The organism is Stackebrandtia albiflava (genome assembly GCF_007994225.1).
GTDB classification, from domain to species: Bacteria; Actinomycetota; Actinomycetes; order Mycobacteriales; family Micromonosporaceae; genus Stackebrandtia; species Stackebrandtia albiflava.
Genome location: NZ_VLLL01000006.1, coordinates 519,062 through 540,063, shown reverse-complemented (window position 1 = coordinate 540,063; position 21,002 = coordinate 519,062). Strand labels below are relative to the sequence as shown.

General features: G+C 69.8%; 21 protein-coding genes and 1 pseudogene. 8 read left to right on the top strand and 14 right to left on the bottom strand.

The features are described from left to right. Positions 1-351: 351 nt before the first annotated feature. From LX16_RS13335 to LX16_RS13325, 3 genes are all read left to right on the top strand, one after another. Positions 352-1,068 carry a hypothetical protein gene (locus LX16_RS13335; protein WP_147138692.1) on the top strand — a complete coding sequence of 239 codons (717 nt, stop codon included), beginning with the start codon at positions 352-354 and terminating at the stop codon, positions 1,066-1,068. Next, positions 1,065-1,343, top strand: a complete 279-nt coding sequence (locus LX16_RS13330) for a hypothetical protein (RefSeq protein WP_147138690.1) — start codon at positions 1,065-1,067, stop codon at positions 1,341-1,343. The genes LX16_RS13335 and LX16_RS13330 overlap by 4 nt, the downstream gene beginning before the upstream one ends. Positions 1,344-2,262: 919 nt before the next feature. Then, positions 2,263-2,730, top strand: a complete 468-nt coding sequence (locus tag LX16_RS13325; RefSeq protein WP_147138689.1) for a DUF805 domain-containing protein — start codon at positions 2,263-2,265, stop codon at positions 2,728-2,730. A gap of 4 nt (positions 2,731-2,734) precedes the next feature. On the opposite strand, the gene LX16_RS13320 is transcribed toward LX16_RS13325, so the two are convergent. From LX16_RS13320 to LX16_RS13305, 4 genes are all read right to left on the bottom strand, one after another. Beyond that, a complete protein-coding gene (locus LX16_RS13320; RefSeq protein WP_425304433.1) occupies positions 2,735-3,961 on the bottom strand; it encodes a magnesium and cobalt transport protein CorA in 1,227 nt (408 codons plus the stop codon). 255 nt (positions 3,962-4,216) lie between these two features. Beyond that, positions 4,217-5,413 carry an FAD-dependent oxidoreductase gene (locus LX16_RS13315; RefSeq protein ID WP_147138687.1) on the bottom strand — a complete coding sequence of 399 codons (1,197 nt, stop codon included), beginning with the start codon at positions 5,411-5,413 and terminating at the stop codon, positions 4,217-4,219. Positions 5,414-5,635: 222 nt separating this feature from the next. Continuing rightward, the gene (locus LX16_RS13310) at positions 5,636-6,283 is read right to left on the bottom strand and encodes a PadR family transcriptional regulator (RefSeq protein WP_147138684.1); all 648 of its coding nucleotides are present in this window, start codon (positions 6,281-6,283) and stop codon (positions 5,636-5,638) included. A gap of 112 nt (positions 6,284-6,395) precedes the next feature. Next, positions 6,396-7,631: an MFS transporter gene (locus tag LX16_RS13305; RefSeq protein ID WP_158645587.1), complete on the bottom strand. Its 1,236-nt coding sequence runs from the start codon at positions 7,629-7,631 to the stop codon at positions 6,396-6,398. 184 nt (positions 7,632-7,815) lie between these two features. Here LX16_RS13305 and LX16_RS13300 point away from each other — a divergent pair, with 184 nt between their 5' ends. Continuing rightward, complete coding sequence (locus LX16_RS13300; protein ID WP_147138680.1) at positions 7,816-8,271, top strand: GNAT family N-acetyltransferase; 456 nt, start codon at positions 7,816-7,818, stop codon at positions 8,269-8,271. A 141-nt stretch (positions 8,272-8,412) separates the two neighbouring features. Here LX16_RS13300 and LX16_RS13295 read toward each other — a convergent pair whose 3' ends face one another. The 3 genes from LX16_RS13295 to LX16_RS13285 are packed head-to-tail and all read right to left on the bottom strand — an operon-like array spanning position 8,413 to position 12,642. After that, positions 8,413-10,326 (bottom strand): ABC transporter ATP-binding protein, encoded by a 1,914-nt coding sequence (locus LX16_RS13295; RefSeq protein ID WP_147138678.1) that lies wholly within the window; start codon positions 10,324-10,326, stop codon positions 8,413-8,415. Next, positions 10,323-12,056 carry an ABC transporter ATP-binding protein gene (locus LX16_RS13290; protein WP_147138676.1) on the bottom strand — a complete coding sequence of 578 codons (1,734 nt, stop codon included), beginning with the start codon at positions 12,054-12,056 and terminating at the stop codon, positions 10,323-10,325. The genes LX16_RS13295 and LX16_RS13290 overlap by 4 nt, the downstream gene beginning before the upstream one ends. Positions 12,057-12,060: 4 nt before the next feature. After that, entirely contained in the window at positions 12,061-12,642 is a 582-nt protein-coding gene (locus LX16_RS13285; RefSeq protein WP_211354496.1) for a TetR/AcrR family transcriptional regulator, read from the bottom strand. 115 nt (positions 12,643-12,757) lie between these two features. On the opposite strand from LX16_RS13285, the gene LX16_RS13280 reads away from it, so the two are divergent. Next, positions 12,758-13,303, top strand: coding sequence for a DUF488 domain-containing protein (locus tag LX16_RS13280; protein ID WP_147138674.1), 546 nt, complete (start codon positions 12,758-12,760; stop codon positions 13,301-13,303). Between the two features lie 10 nt (positions 13,304-13,313). On the opposite strand, the gene LX16_RS13275 is transcribed toward LX16_RS13280, so the two are convergent. The 4 genes from LX16_RS13275 to LX16_RS13260 all read right to left on the bottom strand — a co-directional run bounded on the left by LX16_RS13275 (position 13,314) and on the right by LX16_RS13260 (position 16,281). Next, positions 13,314-14,249 carry a hypothetical protein gene (locus LX16_RS13275; protein WP_147138672.1) on the bottom strand — a complete coding sequence of 312 codons (936 nt, stop codon included), beginning with the start codon at positions 14,247-14,249 and terminating at the stop codon, positions 13,314-13,316. Positions 14,250-14,450: 201 nt separating this feature from the next. Continuing rightward, a complete protein-coding gene (locus tag LX16_RS13270; protein WP_147138669.1) occupies positions 14,451-14,771 on the bottom strand; it encodes a hypothetical protein in 321 nt (106 codons plus the stop codon). Between the two features lie 45 nt (positions 14,772-14,816). Further along, a complete protein-coding gene (locus LX16_RS13265; RefSeq protein WP_147138668.1) occupies positions 14,817-15,647 on the bottom strand; it encodes an SAM-dependent methyltransferase in 831 nt (276 codons plus the stop codon). 103 nt (positions 15,648-15,750) lie between these two features. Further along, on the bottom strand, positions 15,751-16,281 hold the full coding sequence (locus LX16_RS13260; RefSeq protein WP_147138665.1) for a CGNR zinc finger domain-containing protein: 531 nt from the start codon (positions 16,279-16,281) through the stop codon (positions 15,751-15,753). Positions 16,282-16,306: 25 nt separating this feature from the next. On the opposite strand from LX16_RS13260, the gene LX16_RS26900 reads away from it, so the two are divergent. Continuing rightward, the gene (locus LX16_RS26900; protein ID WP_170283858.1) at positions 16,307-16,477 is read left to right on the top strand and encodes a hypothetical protein; all 171 of its coding nucleotides are present in this window, start codon (positions 16,307-16,309) and stop codon (positions 16,475-16,477) included. A gap of 2 nt (positions 16,478-16,479) precedes the next feature. On the opposite strand, the gene LX16_RS13255 is transcribed toward LX16_RS26900, so the two are convergent. Together LX16_RS13255 and LX16_RS13250 are read right to left on the bottom strand one after the other, a co-directional pair. Beyond that, a complete protein-coding gene (locus LX16_RS13255) occupies positions 16,480-17,763 on the bottom strand; it encodes a hypothetical protein (protein ID WP_147138663.1) in 1,284 nt (427 codons plus the stop codon). A gap of 10 nt (positions 17,764-17,773) precedes the next feature. Beyond that, complete coding sequence (locus LX16_RS13250; RefSeq protein WP_147138662.1) at positions 17,774-18,151, bottom strand: YbaB/EbfC family nucleoid-associated protein; 378 nt, start codon at positions 18,149-18,151, stop codon at positions 17,774-17,776. A 108-nt stretch (positions 18,152-18,259) separates the two neighbouring features. On the opposite strand from LX16_RS13250, the gene LX16_RS13245 reads away from it, so the two are divergent. Beyond that, positions 18,260-18,964 carry a YqeB family protein gene (locus LX16_RS13245; RefSeq protein WP_211354495.1) on the top strand — a complete coding sequence of 235 codons (705 nt, stop codon included), beginning with the start codon at positions 18,260-18,262 and terminating at the stop codon, positions 18,962-18,964. Between the two features lie 150 nt (positions 18,965-19,114). Next, positions 19,115-20,143, top strand: a pseudogene (locus tag LX16_RS27600) (serine hydrolase domain-containing protein); the annotation flags it as partial. A gap of 42 nt (positions 20,144-20,185) precedes the next feature. Here LX16_RS27600 and LX16_RS13235 read toward each other — a convergent pair. Next, entirely contained in the window at positions 20,186-20,860 is a 675-nt protein-coding gene (locus tag LX16_RS13235; protein ID WP_147138660.1) for a TetR/AcrR family transcriptional regulator, read from the bottom strand. Between the last annotated feature and the right edge of the window lie 142 nt (positions 20,861-21,002).

Genomic DNA, 21,002 nt, shown 5'->3' with positions numbered 1-21,002 from the left:
AAAGGAGTCCGCGCGGTCATTAGTCTGTCACACCCGGTCGTGTAGCGGCCAGGTGTGATCACCGGATCGGGGCACACGTCCCATCCACGTGCGTCAACGCACGCCGAGCCGAGTACTCAGGGCGCGTCCATTCGACCGCCCGGACCGGTTCCTTCCTAAAGCTTTCCCTTTGCGTGTGGTTGGTCTTGCGCCGATATCACCACCCACGCCGGGCGGGTGCCCGCGACTTTTCCGCATACCCGGTGTCGTCCTGTCGTGCCATCCCGCGCGACCGGGGCGCCGGCGCGGGTGCCCGCCCGTTCTGCTTCGTCTGTCCACTGTTCACTCGTTTTCGCCCTTGGGGGGCTTGCCATGGCGATTCGTTCGTGTAGCTACGAGATCCTGATACCCGGTACCGACCCGGCACCACCGGCACCCGTTCACCCCGACCCGCACGTCAACGTGGTACTCACCGCGGTGGCACGCGCGGCCCGGACCAGGCGGTTCGCGTTCGTGCAGACCCGCGTCACCGAAGAGCGGGTCGACACGGGCCTGATCATTCACGGGGTGGAGAACCCCGACGGCACCGCCGTGGTCCTGGCCAAGGACGGGCACCCGTTCGGGTGGTTCACCACCGTGGACTCCGCACACGCCCGGATGCCGCTACCGGACATGTACCTGGTGTGGCTCGACCCCGAACGCGACCCCGACCTACTCACCGAAGCCGAGGCCAAAGCCGCCGCCCAAGACATCGACATCTACCTCATGGCCCTACCGTTCGCCGCACTCGGACTCGCCGACGCCCGCGCAAGAGCACTCGACGTCCTGGCCTGCCTGCAAGACACCGTCCCGGGGATGCTGGCCGAATCGGCGGGGATCTTCGACGCCACCAGGTCCACCAGCTTCCTCACCCTCTACTGCCCCGAACCCGGCTGCACCCTCTCGCCCTACCACCACGGCGAACACCACATCACACCCGAACGCACCACAGCCGCAGCCACCGAACCCACCGCACAACCCATCACCACCGAACCGGAGAGCGACGCCGCACCCGTATCCGGGACCACGGCACCGGAGGCGAAGCGATGAACGCCAGACCACCCGTCGTGACACCCGCCGATGTGGACTGGATCGACTCCTACGGCGACGCACTCGTATGCGGTCACCGGTTCACCCGCGACGACATCCTCCGCCACGAAGCGATCTGGGACCGCCGCACCCACGACAACGCCCTCACGAGCGCCGCACGCCAACGCATCGCACACGCACTCACCGAAGAACTACAGCAACACACCGCCACCGCACTCGCCGCCTGGCAACACGACCACAACGCCACGGTCACCTGGCGCACCTGCGACGGCTGAACCCACCCGACCCGCTTGGTCCCCGCTACGTCGTGCTTGGTCCCCGCCATCGTGCGCTTGGTCCCTGCTACGTCGTGCTTGGTCCACGACCGGTAAGACCAAACAGGCATAAAACGCCTAAAACGACGGCCATCCGTCCACCGGACGAGGACCAAGTGCCATCGGGCGGGGACCAAGACGACGAGGACCAAGACGGCGGGGACCAAGCGGCACCGGGCGGGGACCAAGCGGACCGACTCCGAACCCACAGCACGGAACGACATCGCACAACACCCACGTAACGAAAACGGCGACCCGGGCTGTTGGAGCAGCCGGGCCGCCACACAACGAGAAGCTAGAGGTTCTCGCCATGTCATGGTGCAGCATAACCAGTAACCAACAGACCACGCGGATCGCCCGGGCCGAACGCATCCGCGCACTCCACGGACCAGGCAAACGAACAGCCCGCCGCGCATTCCGCCGCCACTGCACCGAATGCGGCCAACACTGGCACCGCACAAGAGGCTGCGCCCCCTACCTCTGGGCCACCGACTACCTGTCCAGCCTCTCCCGAGTCGTCTACCCACGCGCGCCCAAACGCCCGGCAGGCAGACACCGACCCACCTACACCCGCACACTCCGCCACGCCACCAAAGCCCTGCACGAACTCACCAGACCCACCACCCCGGCGAATGCGGGGGCCACCACGCCGACACCCGCCCGGCCCGTCAGGACCAGTGCCGCCTTCCCGGCCACCGCCACGATCCAGCGGCTCGCCCGAACGGCCACCGGCACCGTCGCACCGCCCGCCCGAACCACCACCCCGCCGTACCGACCCACGCACCGGCCATACCCACTACCGACCGGGCACCGTCCCGCGTGGTGACTGTGGAGGGTGTCAGGCGTTGCGCGGTCACCACGGGGGCACTAGCATCGCGGGGTGACTTTCCCTCATGCCCATGAGGTTCCGCTTCACCTGCCCCACCCCGGTGCCTCATTCGGTACCGCCGTGAAACGGTTCTTCAAGAAGTACGCCACCTTCTCCGGACGCGCCAGCCGGAGCGAATACTGGTGGGTCGCGTTGCTCAACGGCCTGATCCTCGTCGGTGGATCCATCCTGGCCACGATCATTCAGGCCGCCACCGCCGGGACGAACCGGTACGGCGGTGTCGACGACGAGTTGACCTTCCCCGCCGGGCTGTTGATGTTCCTGCTCATGCTCTACCTGCTGGGGACCATCGTGCCGAACCTGGCCTTGGGGTTCCGCCGGTTGCACGACGCCGACCTGTCCGGCTGGTTCATCCTGCTGGGGATGGTCCCCGGTTGCGGCGGCTTCATCATGCTCATCCTGACGCTGCAGCCGACCAGGCCCGCCGGTGTCCGGTTCGACCGCAACCCCGGCAGGTGAACCGTCACAGCCAGCGGCGCCACTTCATGAAGCGGTGCAGTCCGACGGAGACGCCGACCATGAGGACCAGGGCCAGCGGGTAACCGACCACCCAGTGGAGTTCCGGCATGTGGTCGAAGTTCATGCCGTACACGGTGCCGACCAGTGTCGGCGCGAACAGGATCGCCGCCCACGCCGAGATCTTCTTGACCTCCTCGTTCTGCGCCAGGCTCGCCTCCGACAAGCGCCGCATCTCCTCGTTCTGGGCGAGACTGGCCTCGGTGAGCCGGCGCATCTCCTCGTTCTGGCGCTGCCCGACGACGGCCGCGTTGACGGTGAGCATGTTGTTCAACAGTTCCCGGAAGGCGTCGAGTCGTTCGACCACCCGGACCGTGTGGTCCTCAACGTCCCGCAGCAGCCGTTGCAGTTCGAGGTCCACCTTGTACTTGTCGAAGCCGGAACGCAGGGCGGCGAACACGTCGGTGAGCGGGACGACGGCCCGCCGGAACTCGATGACCTCCCGGCCGAGTTGGTAGATCCGCCGGGACACCTCGGCGTCGCCCTCGAACACCTGGGTCTCGATCTCGTCGATGTCGTCGGCGACACCGCGCAGGACGGGCGCGTAGTCGTCGACGATCTGGTCGAGTACGGCGTACAGCACCGATTCCGGGCCGAGGCGCAGTAGGTCGGGCGACTCCTCCAGGCGGCGGCGGACCGGCCGCAGGTCGGGGGTCTCGGAGTGCCGGATGGTGACGACGAAGTCGCGGCCCACGAACACGTGCAGTTCACCGACCTCGACCACCTCGGTGGGATCGACGTAGCGGGCGGGCCGCAGCACGATGAACAGTGTGTCGCCGTAGCGTTCGAGTTTCGGGCGTTGGTGCGCCTCGAGGGCGTCCTCCACGGCGAGTTCGTGGAGGCCGAACTCGGCGGCGATGGACTCGACGTCGGCGCGGTCGGGCCGGTAGAGGCCGATCCAGCCGAAGCCGTGACGTTCCCGGACCAGTTCGTAGGTCTGCTCCAGTGTCTCCGGGTCGATCCGGGTGCCGTCGGCGTAGACGGCGTTGTCCACGACCGCGTCGTCGTCCGCATGTGCTTCCACAGTGGCCGGTGGTTCCGGGAGGTGGGCGAGCCGGGCGCGGGCCATCGCGGCCGGTGACGGCTCGTCGGCGGCGGATCGCCTGCGGGTCAGCCGTGACACCACTTCCGGCGCGTCGCGCTCCCGCCACCACGCACTCACCTTGTCGAACATGCCCATGTGCCGTTCTCTCCGCTCACACCGCACCGGCCGGTGTTCCGGTGACATCCGAGACGTTAGCGCCGCCCCGCACCCGCGGCACAGACCGCCCGCACGCCACCGGCCCCCGGCCGCACCACCCATTCCGGCTTGGGTGGTCTGAGGCCCGGCTTGGGTGGCCAGGAGCCCGGGAAAAATCGGACATACCGCCCGATTCGAGGCATGTCGATGGGCCCCAGGCCACCCAAGGCGGCAAGAAGAGGGGGAGGGTCAGGTGGTGACGGGGGTGGCCCAGTCGATGCGGTAGCGCTGTTCGGGTGCGGTGGTCTTCTCCGGGTTCATCGCGGTCCGCACCAGCATCGGCATCAGCAGGGGCATCATCGCCCTGGCGACCCGGCCGGGTGCCTTGCGCCGGTTGATCCGCGCCGCCCGCGCCGCGACACCCTCCACACGGGAGCGTCGCAGCCGCTCGTACACCCGGAACGCCTCGCCCACGTCGTCGATGTCCCGCAGGCACCGCGCCACCTGGACGCCGCTCTCGATCGCCAGGGACGCGCCCTGCCCGGAACTGTTGGACGGCACGTGAACCGCGTCCCCGACCAGCACCATGCGTCCCCGATGCCAACGGGGCACCCGCATGAGGATGTGCACGCCGCCGACGCCGTGCAGTGAGCCGGGCCGGATGCTGCGGACCAGTGCCCCGCCGGGCGACTCGTCCCCGTAGACGTCGCGGAGGATCCGCAGCCACTCGGCGTCCCCCTTCGCCCGTGCCTCCACACTCGACATGGCGGTGGGCCACGGCAGGTTCATGCCCCAGCGGGTGCCGCCGCCAGGTTCCCGCCAGTACAGGTAGTACGCCCGGCTGCCGAACGCGAAGGTCATGGTGCCGGGTTCGTCCGGCACCTCGTGATCGGACACCGCCTCGAATCCGAGGTAGCCGGTGTAGTCGGCGGTGGGCGCGGCGGGGTCGATGAGCCCGCGCACGGTGGAGTGGACACCGTCCGCCCCGATCAGGACGGCGGCGGTCGCGGTGGTGCCGTCGGCGAACCGCGCGGTGACCCGGTCGGGTTCTTCGGAGGCGCCGGTGAGGCGCTTCCCGTATACGAACCGGACTCCGGCGGCGGTCGCGGCGTCCCGCAACACCTCGTGCAGTTCGGCGCGGTGGACCAGTTGCAGCGGCCCGATGTCGTCGGGGTGGGGCAGGGTGAACCGTCTGCGTTCGCCGATGCTCATCGCCATACGGCCGAGCGGCAGGCCGATACGTCGTACTCCTTCTGCGGCGCCGACGATGTCGAGTGCCGCGAGCCCGTTCGGGGCGAGGGCGAGTGTGCCGCCGAGCCCCTCGGCGGGTCCCGGGTAGGCGTCGTAGACGGTGGCCTCGATGCCCGCGCGGCACAGTGCGGCCGCGGTGACGGGTCCCGCGATGCCGCCGCCGATGACGGCGGCGGTCCGGATCTTCTTCGCCATGGTTGTCTCCTGTTCGTGTCGGTGGTGACACGAACCGGCGGAGGGATCCCGGACGCCGACGGGCACGCACGGAACGCGTGGCCCGGTCGTCGTCGCGTGATCCCCCGCGGCGTCGACCCGGTTATCCTCGTGATTGTCGCCTTCGGGCCGGGGTCGCGTCCGCGTGGTCGCCGGTTCGGGGTAGGGCTCGGCGGTGGGTGTTGCCGCACCCCCGCCGGGCCGTCATTCGGGTGCGATGTTCCTTTCCGCGAGTTCCCGGTATGCCTGCGGCATGGTGTTGTCTCCGTGGAAGGCCCGCCAGTCGGCCAGGCCGGGGAAGGTTCCGGTGGTGAGTTCGTCGCGCAGTCGGCGCATCCAGTCCGCCTCGGCCTCGAATCTCGCGAGGTCGTACTCGTTCTCGATGAGGAACAGCCGGGGCACGGCTTCGCGATTGGTGTCGAGTTCCTCCCGGAGGGCGGTGATCTGCGCGTCGAGCGCGGTGATCCGGTCGGTGAGCAGTGTGGCGACCTCGTCGGGTGGCAGCGCCGCCATGACCGACAGGCCGACCCGGAACCGGGGCGCCTCCCGCTCGGCGGTGGAGAGCAGTTCGCGGGTCCAGTCGGACATCTCGGCCATGCCGGCGTCGGTGATGCGGTAACTGGTGCGTTCCGGCCGGTTGCCCTCCCGGGTGGTGCCGGCGACCTCGATGAAACCGTGTTTGGCGAGGTTCTGCACCACGGAGTACAGCGAGCCCCACTTGACCGGGATGTCGGACTCCTTGCCCCAGCCGCGTAGTGCGCCCGCTATCTCGTACGGGTGCATCGGGCGGTGGACGAGTACCGACAGCACCGCCAGGCCCAGCAGGTTCGCGACCTTGCGCCGCTTCGCCACCTCAACCACCTCGCTTCCGTATATTCGTGGACGAGTATACGTGTACGAGCATAACCGTTCGCCCGCCGATCCGCAACGACTCCCCAACGACGGAGACCAGTGCGGAAGTGACTCACCTGGCGACCGTGCGGATGAACCCGATGTGGCGGCTCAACAGCATGGGCGCGGCGAGCAGACCGGCCGCGGCGATGAACAGGAACGTCCACAGGTCCCCGAAGATCGCCACGCCGAAACCGGCGAGCAACGGACCGAGCGGCTGCGTCAGTCGAGCGACGAACCGGGTCGCCACCGATACCTCGGCCCGCAACTCGGGCGGGACCGCGCCCGTGACGAACGTCAGGAACAGCACGTTGAACGGTGCGACGGCGAAGACCAGCACCGCCACCATCGCCGCGGTCGGATACCTGCCGGGCAGCACACCGATCAACGCGGCCAGCAACGGCAGCGTGAACGCCGTCGACAACATCACCCGTTCCGGCCGCACCCGCGCCACGATGCGCGGTCCTGCGAGCGACCCACAGATGCCCGCCACACCGGACGGCACCAGGAGCACACCGATCAGCGCCGGCCCGGCCCCGTACCCGTGAAGTGCCGCGATGAGCGCCAACGGCAGGCTCGCGAGTGTGACGTTGACGAACATCGCGTACCCGAACATGCTCGCCGGATAACTCGACGACAGCAGGAGCCGCACGCCCGCCCTCACGTCGCGGAACCCGGGCCGGGCCCGTCCCGTGGCGGCCACCGGCCGGCGGACGGACGCCAACGCCGAAGCGGCCACCAGGTATGCGACCCCCGCGAACAGGAACGGCACCGCCCCGCCCCACACCAGCAACGCGCCGCCCAACGGCATCCCCGCCAGCGCCGCCGCGAGGACCCGCGACCTGATCCGGGCGCGGGCGACCGACGCCTGGGACGTGGGCACCGACGTCGTGACCGCGTCGTCCAGGTACGGCCGAAGCAGTGCACCGGCCACGGCGTTGACGAGTGCGGCAGCTGACACGAACCACGCGTCGCCGACACCGGTGGTCAACGACACCGCTACGCCGACGAACATCCCGCCCCGCGCCATGTCCGCCGTCGTCGCGATCCACCGCCAGCCACCTCGGCCGGCCATGGTCCCGGCGGGCAGCATCATGCCCGCCGTGACGAGGAGCTGGGCCGCCGCCAGCATTCCCGCGTACGCCATCGAACCGGTCAGGTCGAACACCACGATGGGACAGGCGACGTCGGCCACCGACCTGGTGAGAGCCGACACGACGCGGTGCGCACACAGGACACTGAAGCCCCGGTTGAGGCGCAACGGGACCGAGGGCACCGGCGCTGACGGGTCGAGGGGTGTGGCGGACATATCGGCTCCACAGACGTGATTCGGGCACGCGCGGTCGCCGATCGCCGTGATCCCCGGTTCCCGTGCGGTGACGCACCAGGGTACGACGTCAAGACCAACCCCGCTGCCATCCATTGTGGAGTGAGGTCTGTGGCGGGCGCTCCTTCGGCGCGAAGGTGTCACACCGGGTCGTTAGCCTCCCCGGATGTCACCGACACTGGAACTGCGCGTCATCACCCGCGACAACATCGCCGACGCCTTCGGCGTCCACGTCACCCCCGCACAGGAGGCGTTCGTCGCACCCGTCACGCAGTCGCTCGCGGAGGCGTACGTGAACCCCGAGACCGCCTGGCCCCGGCTGGTCTACGCCGACGGCGTCCCGGCCGGTTTCCTGATGGCGGGCTTCGACCCTGATTCACCGGTACGGGCGTTCCGGTGCGGGATCTGGCGGCTCAACGTCTCACCCGGACACCAGAAGAAGGGCGTCGGCCGGTTCGCCGTCGAGGCCGTCGCGGCGGAGGCGCGCCGCCGGGGCGAGAAGACGCTGACCGTGCTGTGGGCACGCGGCGAGGGCGGCCCGGAGGAGTTCTACCTGCGGATGGGTTTCCGGCCGACCGGCGAGGTCGTCGCCGACCAGCACCTCGGCGAACTGGAACTGTGACCGGCCCGGGTACGTGACGATCAACGCCACCGATCCCGGGAACGGCCCAGCCGGTGGCGCCCCTTCACACCGGTGAACCGGCCGGGCACGGCGGAACGGGCGGCCCACCGGACCGCCCGTTCCATCGTGTTCCCTCGCGCGTCAGTCCACCGCCGCGGTGAGCTGGGTGGTGTACAGGTCGAAGTACGCGCCGCGGGCGGCCAACAGTTCCTCGTGGTCGCCCTGCTCGACGATGCCGCCGTCGCGCATCACCAGGATCCGGTCGGCGTTGCGGATGGTGCTGAGCCGGTGCGCGATGACGAAGCTGGTCCGGTCGGCGCGCAACGCGTTCATGGCCTGCTGCACCAGCACCTCCGTGCGGGTGTCCACCGAACTGGTCGCCTCGTCCAGGATCAGCACGTTGGGTTGCGCCAGGAACGCCCGCGCGATGGTGAGGAGCTGTTTCTCACCGACACTGATGTTGGACCCCTCGTCGTCGAGGACGGTGTCGTAGCCGTCCGGCAGCGACCGCACGAACCGGTCGACGAAGGTCGCCCTGGCGGCGGCCTCCACCTCCTCGTCGGTGGCCGTCAGCCTGCCGTACCGGATGTTCTCGCGGATCGTCCCGGAGAACAGCCACGCGTCCTGCAACACCATGCCGGTGTTGCCGCGCAGTTCGTCGCGGGTCATGTCGGTGATGTCGACGCCGTCCAGCCTGATCCGGCCGCCGTCGAGCTCGTAGAACCGCATGATCAGGTTCACCAGGGTGGTCTTGCCCGCGCCGGTCGGCCCGACGATCGCGATGGTCTGACCGGGTGACACCGACAGGTTCATGTCGGTGATGAGCGGCGCGTCGGGCCGGTACCCGAACCGGACGTCCTCGAAGGTCAACCGGCCCGCGACCCGTTCGGGGCGCGTCGGTGCGGCCGGGTCGGGCGACTGCTCCTCGGCGTCCAGCAGTTCGTGGACCCGTTCGCTCGACGCGACGCCCGACTGGAGGACGTTCGCCATGGAACCCAACTGGCTCAACGGTTGCGTGAACTGGCGCGAGTACTGGATGAACGCCTGCACCGCGCCCAGCGACATCGTTCCCGACGCGACCTGCAGGCCGCCGACCACCGCGATGACCACGTACACCAGGTTTCCGATGAACATCATCGCGGGCATGATGATGCCCGAGACGAACTGGGCGCCGAAGCTGGAGCGGTACAGTTCGTCGTTCTCGGTGTCGAACAGTTCCCGCACCTCCTTCTGCCGCCCGAAGACCTTCACCAGCGCGTGGCCGGTGTACGCCTCCTCGATGCGGGCGTTGAGCTTCCCTGTGGTCGTCCACTGTGATACGAAGAGCTTCTGGGAGCGTTTCGCGATGACGACGGTGACGCCCACGGTCGCCGGGATCGTCACCAGCGCGACCACCGCCAGCAGCGGCGAGGTCACGAACATCATGACCAGCACACCGAGCACGGTCAGCAGCGAGGTCAGGATCTGGCTCATCGACTGCTGGAGCGTCTGCTGGATGTTGTCGATGTCGTTGGTGACGCGGCTCAGCACCTCACCGCGCGGCATGTCGTCGAAGTAGGACAGCGGCAGCCGGTTGAGCTTCGCCTCCACGTCGTCGCGGAGCCGGAACACGGTCCGCTGCGTCACCCCGTTCAGGAGGTACGCCTGGAGCCAACCGAACAACGCCGACACGATGTACAGGATCAGCGTGAACGTCAGGATGCGGCTCAACGCGGTGAAGTCGATGCCCTGGCCGGGCGTCAGGTTCATCCCGCTGAGCAGGTCGGCCTGCGCGTCGTCGCCAGCGGCGCGCAATCCCTCGACGACCTCCTGCTGGCTCACGCCGGCGGGCAGGCCGGAACTGATGACGCCGTCGAAGATGACGTTGGTGGCCTCACCCAGCAGGTACGGGCCGATCACCATGAGCGCCACACTGATGACGCCCATCGCGATCACGGCGACCAGCCGGCCACCCTCGGGGCGCAGCCGCTTCGACAACCGGACCGCGGAGGGCCCGAAGTTCATGGGCTTGCTGCCGGGCGCGCCCTGGGCGCCCATCGGGCCTCGCTGGCTCATACCGCTTCCTCCGGGGTGCGTTGTGAGGCGACGATCGCCTGGTAGACCTCGTTGTCGGCCAACAGCTCGGTGTGCCGGCCGGCACCGACGAGGCGGCCGTCGTCCAGGACGAGGATCTGGTCGGCGTTGAGGATCGTGGATATCCGTTGCGCGACGATGATGAAGGTGGTGTCGTCGAACCGGTCGGCGAGCGCGGCACGCAACCGGGCGTCGGTGGACAGGTCCAGGGCGGAGAACGAGTCGTCGAACACCAGGATCGGCGGCCGTTTCACGAGTGCCCTGGCGATCGCGAGCCGCTGCCGCTGCCCACCGGACACGTTGGTGCCGCCCTGCGCGATCGACGACTCCAGGCCCTCGGGCATCGCCCGGACGAAGTCGGCGGCCTGCGCCGTCTCCAGGGCGTCCCACAGTTCGGCGTCGGTGGCGTCGGGCCGCCCGTACCGGAGGTTGTCGGCGACGGTCCCGGAGAACAGGTACGCCTTCTGCGGCACCAGACCGATCCGCGCCCACAGCGCCTCGGGGTCGGCGTTCCGCACGTCCACGCCGTCGACGAGGACGGCGCCCCCGGTGGCGTCGAACAGCCGGGGCAGCAGGTGGACCAGGGTCGTCTTCCCGGTGCCCATGCTGCCGATGACGGCGGTGGTGCTGCCGGGCGGGACGGTGAAGTTCAACCCGGTCAGCACCGGCAGTTCGGCGCCGGGGTAACTGAACTCCACGTCGCGGAACTCCACGGCGCCCGAGGTCGGGAACTCCCGCACCGGCGCGGCGGGCGGTGTCACCGAGGACTCGGTGTCCAGCACCTCCCCGATCCGGTCGGCGCACGCGGCGGCGCGCGGGATCAGCACCGCCATGAAGGTCGCCATCATGACCGCCATCAGGATCTGGATCAGGTAGTTCAGGAACGCGGTGAGCGCGCCCACCTGCATCTCACCGGCGTCGATGCGGAACGCGCCGAACCACAGCACGGCGACGCTGGTGACGTTGAGGACCAGCATCACCGTCGGGAACATCAACGCCATCAGGCGGCCGACCCGCAACGCGGTGTCGGTGAGCTCGGCGTTGGCGGTGCGGAACCGGTCGGCCTCGTGCCGTTCCCGCACGAACGCCCGCACCACCCGGATTCCGGTGATCTGCTCGCGCAGCACCTGGTTCACCGCGTCGATGCGGGTCTGCATCCGGCGGAACTGCGGCACCATCCGGATGACGATGAGCCCCACCACGATCAGCAGCACGGGAACGCTGACCGCCATGAGCCACGACAGCCCGACGTCCTGTTGCAGCGCCATCACGACGCCGCCCACGGCGAGGATCGGCGCCCCGACCAGCATGGTGCAGGTCATCAGGACCAGCATCTGCACCTGTTGGACGTCGTTGGTGCTGCGGGTGATCAGCGACGGCGCGCCGAACCGGGTGACCTCGCGTTCGGAGAACGCCGTCACCCGGTCGAACACCGCGGCGCGCATGTCACGTCCCAACGCCATCGCCGCCTTCGCTCCGAAGTAGACGGCGACGATGGCGGCGGCGATCTGCAGCAGCGTGACGCCGAGCATCACCGCGCCGACCCGCATGATGTAGTCGGTGTCGCCCACCGCCACGCCCTTGTCGATGATGTCGGCGTTGAGCGTGGGCAGGTACAGGGACGCCACGGTCTGGATCAGCTGGAACACCACGACGGCCGCCAGCAGCGGCCAGTGCGGTGCCAGGAAGCGGCGGAGAACTCTGCCGAGCATTCGTCTACTCCGGTTCGGTGGGGTCGGGCCGGTTCGCGACGCCGTAGAGGACGATCTCGGCGAGCCGACGGGGGTCTTGGGTCTGTTCCGTGGCGACACCGGGCAGTACGGATGAGAAGCTGACCATCCGGATCACCTGCGCCACTTCGGACACCGGTAGCCGGAGCCGCCGGGTGTCGTCGCCCAGCAGTTCGGTGAGGATCGCGATGAAGTCGTCGAGGCTGCTGGGCGGCGCGGGGCGTTCCCCCATGGCGGCCACCATCCGGAACATGTGCGCGAAGCGTTCCCGCAGCAACGAGATCACGTCGGTGAGCACGTCGATCAGCGGCCGGTCGCGGTCGACGGCGCGCAGGTCGCGCCGGAAGGGCTCGGGGTCGAAGTACGCCTCGACCACGCGGCGCAGCAGCGTCTCCTTGTCGCCGAACGCGCGGAACACCGTGCCCTCGGCGACCCCGGCGGCCTCGGCGAGTTGCCGGGAGGTGACGTCGCGGCCGTGCGCAACGACCAGCGGCGTCACGGCGGCGATGATCTCCGCCTGCCTGGCGTCGGGGGGCATGGGCCGCGCTCGGCCCTCACGACTCGACATTTCCACCACGGTAATGAGTGAGCACTCACTCAACCAGTCGCGGAGACGTTTTGACGCGCGGATCACATGTCCCGTTCCGCCCGTGCGGCCCGGTCACCCGGTCCACGATGGGGACATGACCGGGACACGCCCTCTACTGACCGTCGGCCACGGTCCGCACGGCCGGGCCGCGCTCGGCGAACTGCTCACCGGCGCGGGAGTGGCCTCACTCGTCGACGTCCGCCGGTTCCCCGGGAGCCGCCGCAACCCCGACGTCGCCCGGGAGGCGCTGGCCGAATGGCTGCCGACCGTGGGCGTCACCTACCGGTGGTGCGAACCGCTCGGCGGGCGGCGACGCCTCGATCCCGACGTGCCGCCGCGTGACGTCTGGTGGCGGGTGGCGCAGTTCCAGGCGTACGCCGCATACACCAGGACGGCGCCGTTCCGCACCGCGTTGGCGGCCGTGGTCGAGGAGTCGCGGCGGCACACCGTCGCGGTCATGTGCGCGGAGAGCCTGTGGTGGCGGTGCCATCGCCGGCTCATCGCCGACGTCGTCGTCCTCGGTCACGGGCTGCCGGTCCGGCACGTCATGCCGACCGGTGAACTCCGTGATCACCCACCCGCGGCGGGGGCGCGGGCGCTGCCCGACGGATCGGTCGTGTGGGACGCCGAACCGGCGTGACCCGCCGTCCTCACTGCATGGTCACCCGTACCGGGTGTGACACGTCGGCCGGGCAGTACCAGATCCACAGGCCCTCGCCGCATGGGACGGCGATCCCGGTCGGGGCGGGGTCGGCCGTGTCGGCGTCGTCCGGCTTCCACCACGGGCCGTCGTCCCACTCCGTCTCGGCCGCCGACAGCAGCGGTGCCAGGTCCCGACCGCAGTCGCACACCATCGGTTCCGGTCCCATGTACGTCCAGGACGCGTAGCCGCCCACCTTCCAGCCGGCAGCGATCGACCGTCCCCCGCCGTAGTGGATCCCGTTGCGCTCCTCCCATTCGGCGACCCGCATGGCCAGTTCCTCGGGAAGCAGGGCGTCGTACTCGTACTCGGTGACCCGCTCGGGGTGGACGGCACACGGCTGCGGAACGTAGTCGTGATGGCCGACGTACCGCGGAACCGGAACCTCGGTCAGCGTCTCGGTGACCGACGCGGAGTCCCGCCACCGGACGTGGGCGGCCGGGAGCCACCAGTCGTCGTGGTCCATCGGACACCACAACACCTGGCACAGGTCCGCCCAGTCCGGCCCCGGCAGGTCGGGGACGTCCCGCCGGTACAACTGCGCCACCGGCACCATCGGAATCGGCCCGGCGGCGATCAACGCGGTGATCCGCACGTCCTGCCACGGCGTGAACGACAACGGCTTCACCGGTGCCGGCGACCGGTCACCGAACCGGCGGGGGCGGAGGTGGTCGTGGAACCGGGCCGCCTGCACGTATTCACGGTGGGGGTCGGCGCACACCGGCCACGGTTCGTCCGCCGGCCACAGCAGCGGCCCGGCGACCGAGCTCGCCGTCGCGGCCGGGCTACCCGGCCGGGGGTGCAGGCGGGTGGCGGTGCGACGGTGGGCGGCCAGTTCGGGGACGGCCTCCTCGATACCGGCCAGAAGTGGTGTGGTGGTGGGCATGCCGCGACGCTACCCATCGGGTGCGACGGCGGTACCCCGCCATCCCGTCATTCGAACACGTGTATGATTCTCCGGGAGTGGGCCGGCCTGAGCCGTCTACAGCGGACGCTCGCGGTCAGGAGGGGTGGGTAGGACGATCCCCGGCGGCGCTCGGGATCCGAATCGGAATCCACACCCCCACCCCTCCCCGCACCACTCGGGTCAGAACTCGGCGTCGTCCGGTTCACCGGGTTGCAGGATGACGTACTCGCCGGGCGGTTCGTCGAGCGTCTTGCGATGTGGCTGGACGACCAGCGGCCAAGCCTCCTCGTCCTCGTAGAGCCACGCACCGACCGCGAGAACCACGGTGTCCCCGTCCCCGTCGATGCGCACCCGCCATCCCGGGTCGGCCGACACGATCATGACCGTCTCCTCCTTCGACCCCGGGGCGGCACCGCGACGCCCGCCGACCGTGCGACGCCGATCCGAATCCTCTGTAGACGCCTCGTCGTCGTCCCAGCCGACGGGATCGTACTCGGACATCCGCTCCCACCTTCGTCATCCCGCACCCGACAGGGATGGAGCGCGTCACGCCTTGCGGGCGATCCCGGCCATCTGGGTCAGTTCGTGCGGCTCCAGTTCGGACAGATCCCGTTTCGGGGCGTCGGGCGTCTCCGGGAACCACCGGGCGAGGTACTCCAGGCCCGGCGGCACCAGTTCCATGCCCAGGAAGTGGGCCTTCAGGTCCTCCACCGGCCGCATCCAGCCGTTCCCGAGCGTCTCGATACAGGCCCGGGACAGGGCCGCCTGCGACGGCAGGCCGGTGTCGGGCCAGGACGTGATGAACAGGTGGCTCCCGGACGGCAGGGCGTCCATGAGCGTCGCGATGATGTCGTTCGGCCGTTCCTCGTCGCTGATCTGCATGATCATGCCGATGATCATGAGGCCGACCGGGCGGTCGAAGTCCAGGAAGGACGTTATATCGGGGTGGTCGAGGATCACCTGCGGCTCACGTAGGTCCGCCGTCACCACCGTGGTCGTGCCGTCGTCGGGGAGCAGCACCTTCACGTGTTCACGCACCATCGGGTCATGGTCCACATAGGCTACTCGCGCGGCCGGGTTGATCTCCTGGGCGACCTGGTGGGTGTTCTGGTTGGTGGGCAGTCCGCAACCGATGTCGAGGAGCTGGTCGATGCCCGCCTCCCGCACCAGGTAGCGGACACCCCGGATGAGGGCGTTGCGGTTGTCCCAGGCGCACTCGGTCGCCTGTGGGATGTGCGCGGCGAACACCTCCGCCGCGGCCCGGTCCACCTCGAAGTTGTCTGTGCCGCCCAGCAGGGCGTCGTACAGCCGCGCGGTGGTCGGCACCGTCGGGTCCACCCCGGGTGGTACGGCCCCCGCCTGGTCCGAAACGGTCATCGGCGCTCCCCTCGATCCGTGAAATGCCTGCCGGGCAACGGTTCCGGCGGCGTCCACATCGCAGCGTATCGGTTCGGCCACCGGTGGGCAACACCGTCGTCCGTCAACCGGTCTCGGCCCGGGTCCGGGCGCGGTGCCGCCGGACGGCGTCCCGGTTGCCGCAGGCAGGGGAACAGTACCGTTGCCGGCCGTTGCGGGAGACGTCGGCGAACACCCGGTCGCAGCCCTCGGCGGCGCACCGGCCGAGCCGGTCCATGCCACGGCCGGCCAGGTGCAGGGCGGTGCCCACCGAGATCAACGCGGCGAGCTGGCCGCGCACCGGCAGGTCCTCCGAGCGGAAGTGCAGGTGCCAACCGGTCCCGACGTGGTCGGTCAGTCTGGGCGCGGCGGCGTACTCGGCCAGCAACCGGTTCAGCAGGCGTGCCCGCGCGGCGGCCTCCGAGGTGTCGACGACCTCGCACCAGTCGGCCAGGAAGTCCCGTACGGCGGCGAGGTCGCCGCCGGTCGCGGTACGTTCCAACACGAGACCGGCCCCGGTACAGCGGTCCACGAGTCCGGCCACGTCGGCGGGCGGGTCGTTGACCAACCCGACCGCCAACACCACCGCGTCCTTGCCGTAAGGGTTGAGATGCATTGAAGGATTACAACATACTGCGGGCATGGCCGGAAGACATCAACACGAATGGTTCGTCGAATCCGCACACCACACCAGCGACGGCCTGGTCGCATACCAGCGGTGTGAATGCGGCCACCGCCGCGTCGCGGTGGCCACCCTCCGGGCCGAATCGGGGCGGGAGGACCCGGGCCCCCGGTTCGGCACGGCGGCCTGATCTCACGCCAGCTGCGGCGACGCCTGCTGCCACAACCGGGTGATCTCCTGCGTCTCCGCCCTGACCGTCTCAAGCTTTCCGGCCAGTTGCTTATAGACCACGACCGCCCGGCGGATGAACTTCTCGATCAGCATGCCGTAGTTCCCCGCCAGCTGCCTGGCGTAGGAGCGGACCATGGCGTCCTCGTTGCCACCGACCCCGGGGAACTTCATGAATCCCTTGATTCGCAGGAAGTACTGGATGATGTCGGCGATCACCTGGGTGAGCACTCCCCGGACGAAGTCCCGCAACGCGTCGGTCAACAGCGCGCAGTCGCTCATGACCCCCGCCATCTGGTTGCAGTTCTCACCGAGCCGGGCGATCGCCTGCCTGCCCGAACCGAACGACCGGAAGTACGCCTGCACCGCCTCGGACTGTTGCCCCCGAAGATCAGTGGTCAGCCGGGTCTCCACCTGTTCCCCCAAAGTCCAGACCGACCAACCGATGTTCTTCCAGGTCTTGGCGTGCGCCTCCCACACCATGCCGCTGCCCGCCACCATGTCGAGCTGCGACGGCAACGGCTCGATGTGCTCGTATATCCAACCGATCGCCGCCGTCAGCACGGTGTTGACCGGTGAATCGAACGCCCCCTTGATGTCGCTGGCGACATCGCCCATGTCGGTCAGCAACCCGACCACCGAGGGATCCTGCGCGGTTCCCAGAGCGGTGGCGATCGTCTCGACGATGCCCGAACCGTTGAGCCAGCTGCCGTTCTTGCGGACGCCCGGCATGTAGTCGCCCGGCAAGAGGTCGATGACCTTGTCCATCCAGTCCGGCCCGATGCGTTTGGCGTCGTCCTGGGACAACAGGTGTCCGTAATCGACCTCCACGGTGAGGTCGGTGGGCACCTTGGAGTCCAATCCCAGTTGCGCGCCAGTGCGTTCGGCGCTCAACGAGCCCGACGTCCCGAACGGAAGCACCGAATGCGCGAGGCTGCCGGCGATGACGGCCGACGCGTTCTCATCTTCGGCCGACAGGCCCTTCGACACGGCCTTGGCGGCGATCGCGTAACGCCGCACGCCCAGTTGCGTCAGACTCACCGCGTCGGCTGTCGCCTTCGGGGCACCCTGCAACACCAGGGTCAGGGCACTCCGGGCGATCGGGCTCAACTCGAAGGCGTCGGTGGTCGCGGCTTCCGCGGCCTGCCGCGCCGCCGACACCGGCTTGTCGTACTCGCCGGCCAGGTAGTGGATCGCGTCGCCGTGCGCCGACAGGTCACCGGGACGGATGTTCAGGGTGTTCGTCACGGCCGTCCCCTCACCGCTTCGCCTTGCCGAACCGGTCGGCGTAGAAGGCGGTGAAGTGTTGCGCGGTCGCCGAACCGGCCCCGAACTCGCGGACGGTGATCTCCTCGACCTTCACGGCGATGTGCTGCTGCGCCGCGACGACACCGCGCATGATCTCGTCCCGCAGCTTGTCGCCGGACTGCTTCATCGCGCGGTCGTGGATGAACATGCGGCGCAACGCCCCGTTCACGTCCACCTCGACCTTCACGGTCCCCGTGTCGTTCTCGCCGACGACCCGCAACTCCGCCAGCTCCTCGTCGAAGCGACGGTTCGCGTCGTCCTGTGCCTCGGCCCGTTTGCGGGCCTCCATGAGCATGGCCTCCACGTCGGCCAACGGATCCTGTGACATGCCACCACGCTAGAAACGGCCGGATAGGTCCGCGCTAGTTCTCGGCTAGCCTCCGCGCCGCGCGTCGTCCACCTCACCCGATAACCTCACGCGCGGAAGGGGAGACACATGACCGGCGACGCCACCGAGCCCGAATCCGAGACGATCCGCATACCCGCGGTGTGGCCGTGGCTGCTGGGCCTCGGCGCGGCCGTCATCGGTGTGGGGCTCGGATTCACGGTACGACCGCTGGTGGACTGGGCGGTGGACGCGCTGGGCGGCGCACCCGGGCCGTTGCGGCTGCTCGCGCAGCTCCCCACCGGCTGGGCGGTCGCCGCGACCACGGTCCTGGGCGTCCTCGTCGGCCTGTGGCTCGCACACGCGACGGTCCACGACACCCTGAAGGTCACCGTCACACCGTCGGCGGTCAGGTTGTCGCAGAAGAAGAACGAGCGGCACATCGCCCGCGACGCCGTCGGCGCCGTCTTCAAGGACGGCCGCGAACTGGTGTTCCTCGACGCCGCGACCCGGCGACTCGGGCACGGCGACGCCGCCGACCTGAGCGCGGAACGACTGCGGCGGGCGTTCACCCGGTTCGGTTACCCGTGGCGGGACGGCGGAGACCCCTACGCCGCCGACTTCCGGCGCTGGGTCGACGGGATGCCCGGCCTCGACGACCGGGCGAACACGTTGCTGCGCCGCCGTTCCCGGGCACTCACCGACGACCGCGAGGGCACCGCCGCCGACCTCCTCGACGAACTACAGGGGCTCGGCCTGATCGTGCGCGACCGGGACGGCCGCCAGGAGTACCGGCGGATCCCGGCCGGGGACTGAGCCGTGCCGGGCGACACCCCGGGAATCACGGCGGGCACCGGGCGGGTTGAGGCACGCGACAGCAGAGGAGCCGCCGTGAACCCGCCCTTCGAGATCCACGGGACCACCACCCCCGAATTCGCCGGCGTGCGCGCCGAGTTCGCCGCCGCCATGGCGGAGGAGACACACGACGCCGGCGCCCAACTGGCGGTGTACCACCGGGGAGCGCTGGTCGTCGACCTCGCCGCCGGGGCACTGCGCGGCGACTCGCTGACCGGCGTCTTCTCCATCGGGAAGGGCGCCGCGCATCTGGTGGTCGCGCTGCTGGTGCAGGACGGCGTCCTGGCACTCGACCGGCGCGTCACCGACCACTGGCCTGAGTTCGCCGCACACGGCAAGGCGGAACTGACACTGCGGCAACTGCTGGAACACCGGGCCGGCCTGATCGGTGTCACCGGTGGCTTCAGCATGGACGAACTCGCCGACGACCGCGTCATCGCCGAGCGCCTGGCCCGGCAACGCCCGTTCTGGCGGCCGGGCACCGGATACGGCTACCACGCCTTCACGATCGGCGCGCTGACCGGGGAGGTGGTGCGGCGCGCCACCGGACGCTCCATACAGGAGTGGTTTGAGGCGCGGGTGAGGGCCCCGTACGGACTCGACCTCCACCTCGGGCTTCCCGAGGACCGGGAACACCGGTTCGTGCCGGTACGGCCGATGCTGCCGGTGAACCGGCAGGCCCCACCGCCGCGTCCACTGGAGACCCTGCTCGGTGTCGCGTTCAACGCCAACGGTCCCACCGCGACCGACCTGTCGGAGTTCGCGAACCGGCGGCGGACCCGCGCACTCGGCCAGTCCTCCGCGGGCGCGGTCGGGAACGCGCGAGGTGCCGCCGGCATGTACGCGGTGGCCCTGGGAGCCCCCGGGCGGCCGGGACTGCTGGCCCCCGAGACCGTGGCACGGTTCGCCCGGCTCGCCACGCCCGGAACCGACCTGGTGACCGAGGAGACAGACCACTTCGGACTCGGGTTCGAGCGGCCACCGGCGGCCCGCTACCCGGGACTGGGCGACACCGCGTTCGGTCACTCCGGTGCGGCCGGTTCGCAGGCGTTCGCCGACCCCGCCACCGGTATCGCCTACGGATACGTCCGCCGCAGGTTCCCGATGCCGCCGGGCGGCGGTGGCGCCGCCGAGAACGACCGGCTGGTGGCGTCGGTACTGGACGCCGTCCGCGCGATCCGGTTACCCGGCCACTCCCAGCAGGCCGTGCAGGATGCCCCTGAGGACGTCGTGGAACCGGTCGGCGGAGTCGGCCGGGTCAGCGGCGGCGAGCACCGCCGCCAGATGGGGACGGTCACCGGCCGCCACGGCGTCCCGCAGGTACGCCCCCCGGCGCGCCGCGTCCTGCGGCCGGTCGTCCAGCTCGTAACGCACCAACATCGCGACCGCCCCGTTGAACACCGCGAATCCCGACAACTTCCGGGACGCGGTCGCGGGATGGCCGGCGAGGACCGCCATGGCGTGTTCCAGTAGCGCGACACCGTGAGGACCCGGCGAGAGGGGACGTGTCGTCAGGGCCGGCAGCCACGGGTGGGCGCGCATGATCCGGCGCGACTGGTCGGCGACGTCCAACAGGTCCGCGACCCAGTCGCCGGTGGGGGGCGCGAAACGGTAGCCCGAGGCGGCGGCGTCGACCATGAGGTCGAGCAGTTCGTCCCGGCTCACCACGTACCGGTAGAGGGTCGCCGCCCCGGTGCCCAGTTCCGCCGCGACCCGCCGCATAGAGACGGCTTCGACGCCCTCACGGTCGGCGATCACCGTCGCGGCGGCCGCGATCTCGTCGCGGCTGTGCTCGGGCGGGCGGCCGGTGGCGGCACGTTCCGGCCGCGACCAGATCGGCGCGGGCGTGTCCGCCATGCCACCTCCTCGGATCCGCGGCCACTGTACCCGGGGCGGCCTCCCCGAACCGGGTGCCACGACGGGTGGCCGTGATCGTCTCCCCGCGCCGGATCACCGGGCGGAACAGTACCCCGCCACACCACCGCACGTCACCGGCCGG

Coding starts and splice junctions, on each gene's coding strand:
- LX16_RS13335 (WP_147138692.1), top strand. CDS start 352: ATGGCGATTCGTTCGTGTAGCTACGAGATCCTGATACCCGGTACCGAC.
- LX16_RS13330 (WP_147138690.1), top strand. CDS start 1,065: ATGAACGCCAGACCACCCGTCGTGACACCCGCCGATGTGGACTGGATC.
- LX16_RS13320 (WP_425304433.1), bottom strand. CDS start 3,961: ATGTTCGACAAGGTGAGTGCGTGGTGGCGGGAGCGCGACGCGCCGGAA.
- LX16_RS13315 (WP_147138687.1), bottom strand. CDS start 5,413: ATGGCGAAGAAGATCCGGACCGCCGCCGTCATCGGCGGCGGCATCGCG.
- LX16_RS13305 (WP_158645587.1), bottom strand. CDS start 7,631: ATGTCCGCCACACCCCTCGACCCGTCAGCGCCGGTGCCCTCGGTCCCG.
- LX16_RS13300 (WP_147138680.1), top strand. CDS start 7,816: ATGTCACCGACACTGGAACTGCGCGTCATCACCCGCGACAACATCGCC.
- LX16_RS13295 (WP_147138678.1), bottom strand. CDS start 10,326: ATGAGCCAGCGAGGCCCGATGGGCGCCCAGGGCGCGCCCGGCAGCAAG.
- LX16_RS13290 (WP_147138676.1), bottom strand. CDS start 12,056: ATGCTCGGCAGAGTTCTCCGCCGCTTCCTGGCACCGCACTGGCCGCTG.
- LX16_RS13285 (WP_211354496.1), bottom strand. CDS start 12,642: ATGTCGAGTCGTGAGGGCCGAGCGCGGCCCATGCCCCCCGACGCCAGG.
- LX16_RS13280 (WP_147138674.1), top strand. CDS start 12,758: ATGACCGGGACACGCCCTCTACTGACCGTCGGCCACGGTCCGCACGGC.
- LX16_RS13275 (WP_147138672.1), bottom strand. CDS start 14,249: ATGCCCACCACCACACCACTTCTGGCCGGTATCGAGGAGGCCGTCCCC.
- LX16_RS13270 (WP_147138669.1), bottom strand. CDS start 14,771: ATGTCCGAGTACGATCCCGTCGGCTGGGACGACGACGAGGCGTCTACA.
- LX16_RS13265 (WP_147138668.1), bottom strand. CDS start 15,647: ATGACCGTTTCGGACCAGGCGGGGGCCGTACCACCCGGGGTGGACCCG.
- LX16_RS13260 (WP_147138665.1), bottom strand. CDS start 16,281: ATGCATCTCAACCCTTACGGCAAGGACGCGGTGGTGTTGGCGGTCGGG.
- LX16_RS26900 (WP_170283858.1), top strand. CDS start 16,307: ATGGCCGGAAGACATCAACACGAATGGTTCGTCGAATCCGCACACCAC.
- LX16_RS13250 (WP_147138662.1), bottom strand. CDS start 18,151: ATGTCACAGGATCCGTTGGCCGACGTGGAGGCCATGCTCATGGAGGCC.
- LX16_RS13245 (WP_211354495.1), top strand. CDS start 18,260: ATGACCGGCGACGCCACCGAGCCCGAATCCGAGACGATCCGCATACCC.
- LX16_RS13235 (WP_147138660.1), bottom strand. CDS start 20,860: ATGGCGGACACGCCCGCGCCGATCTGGTCGCGGCCGGAACGTGCCGCC.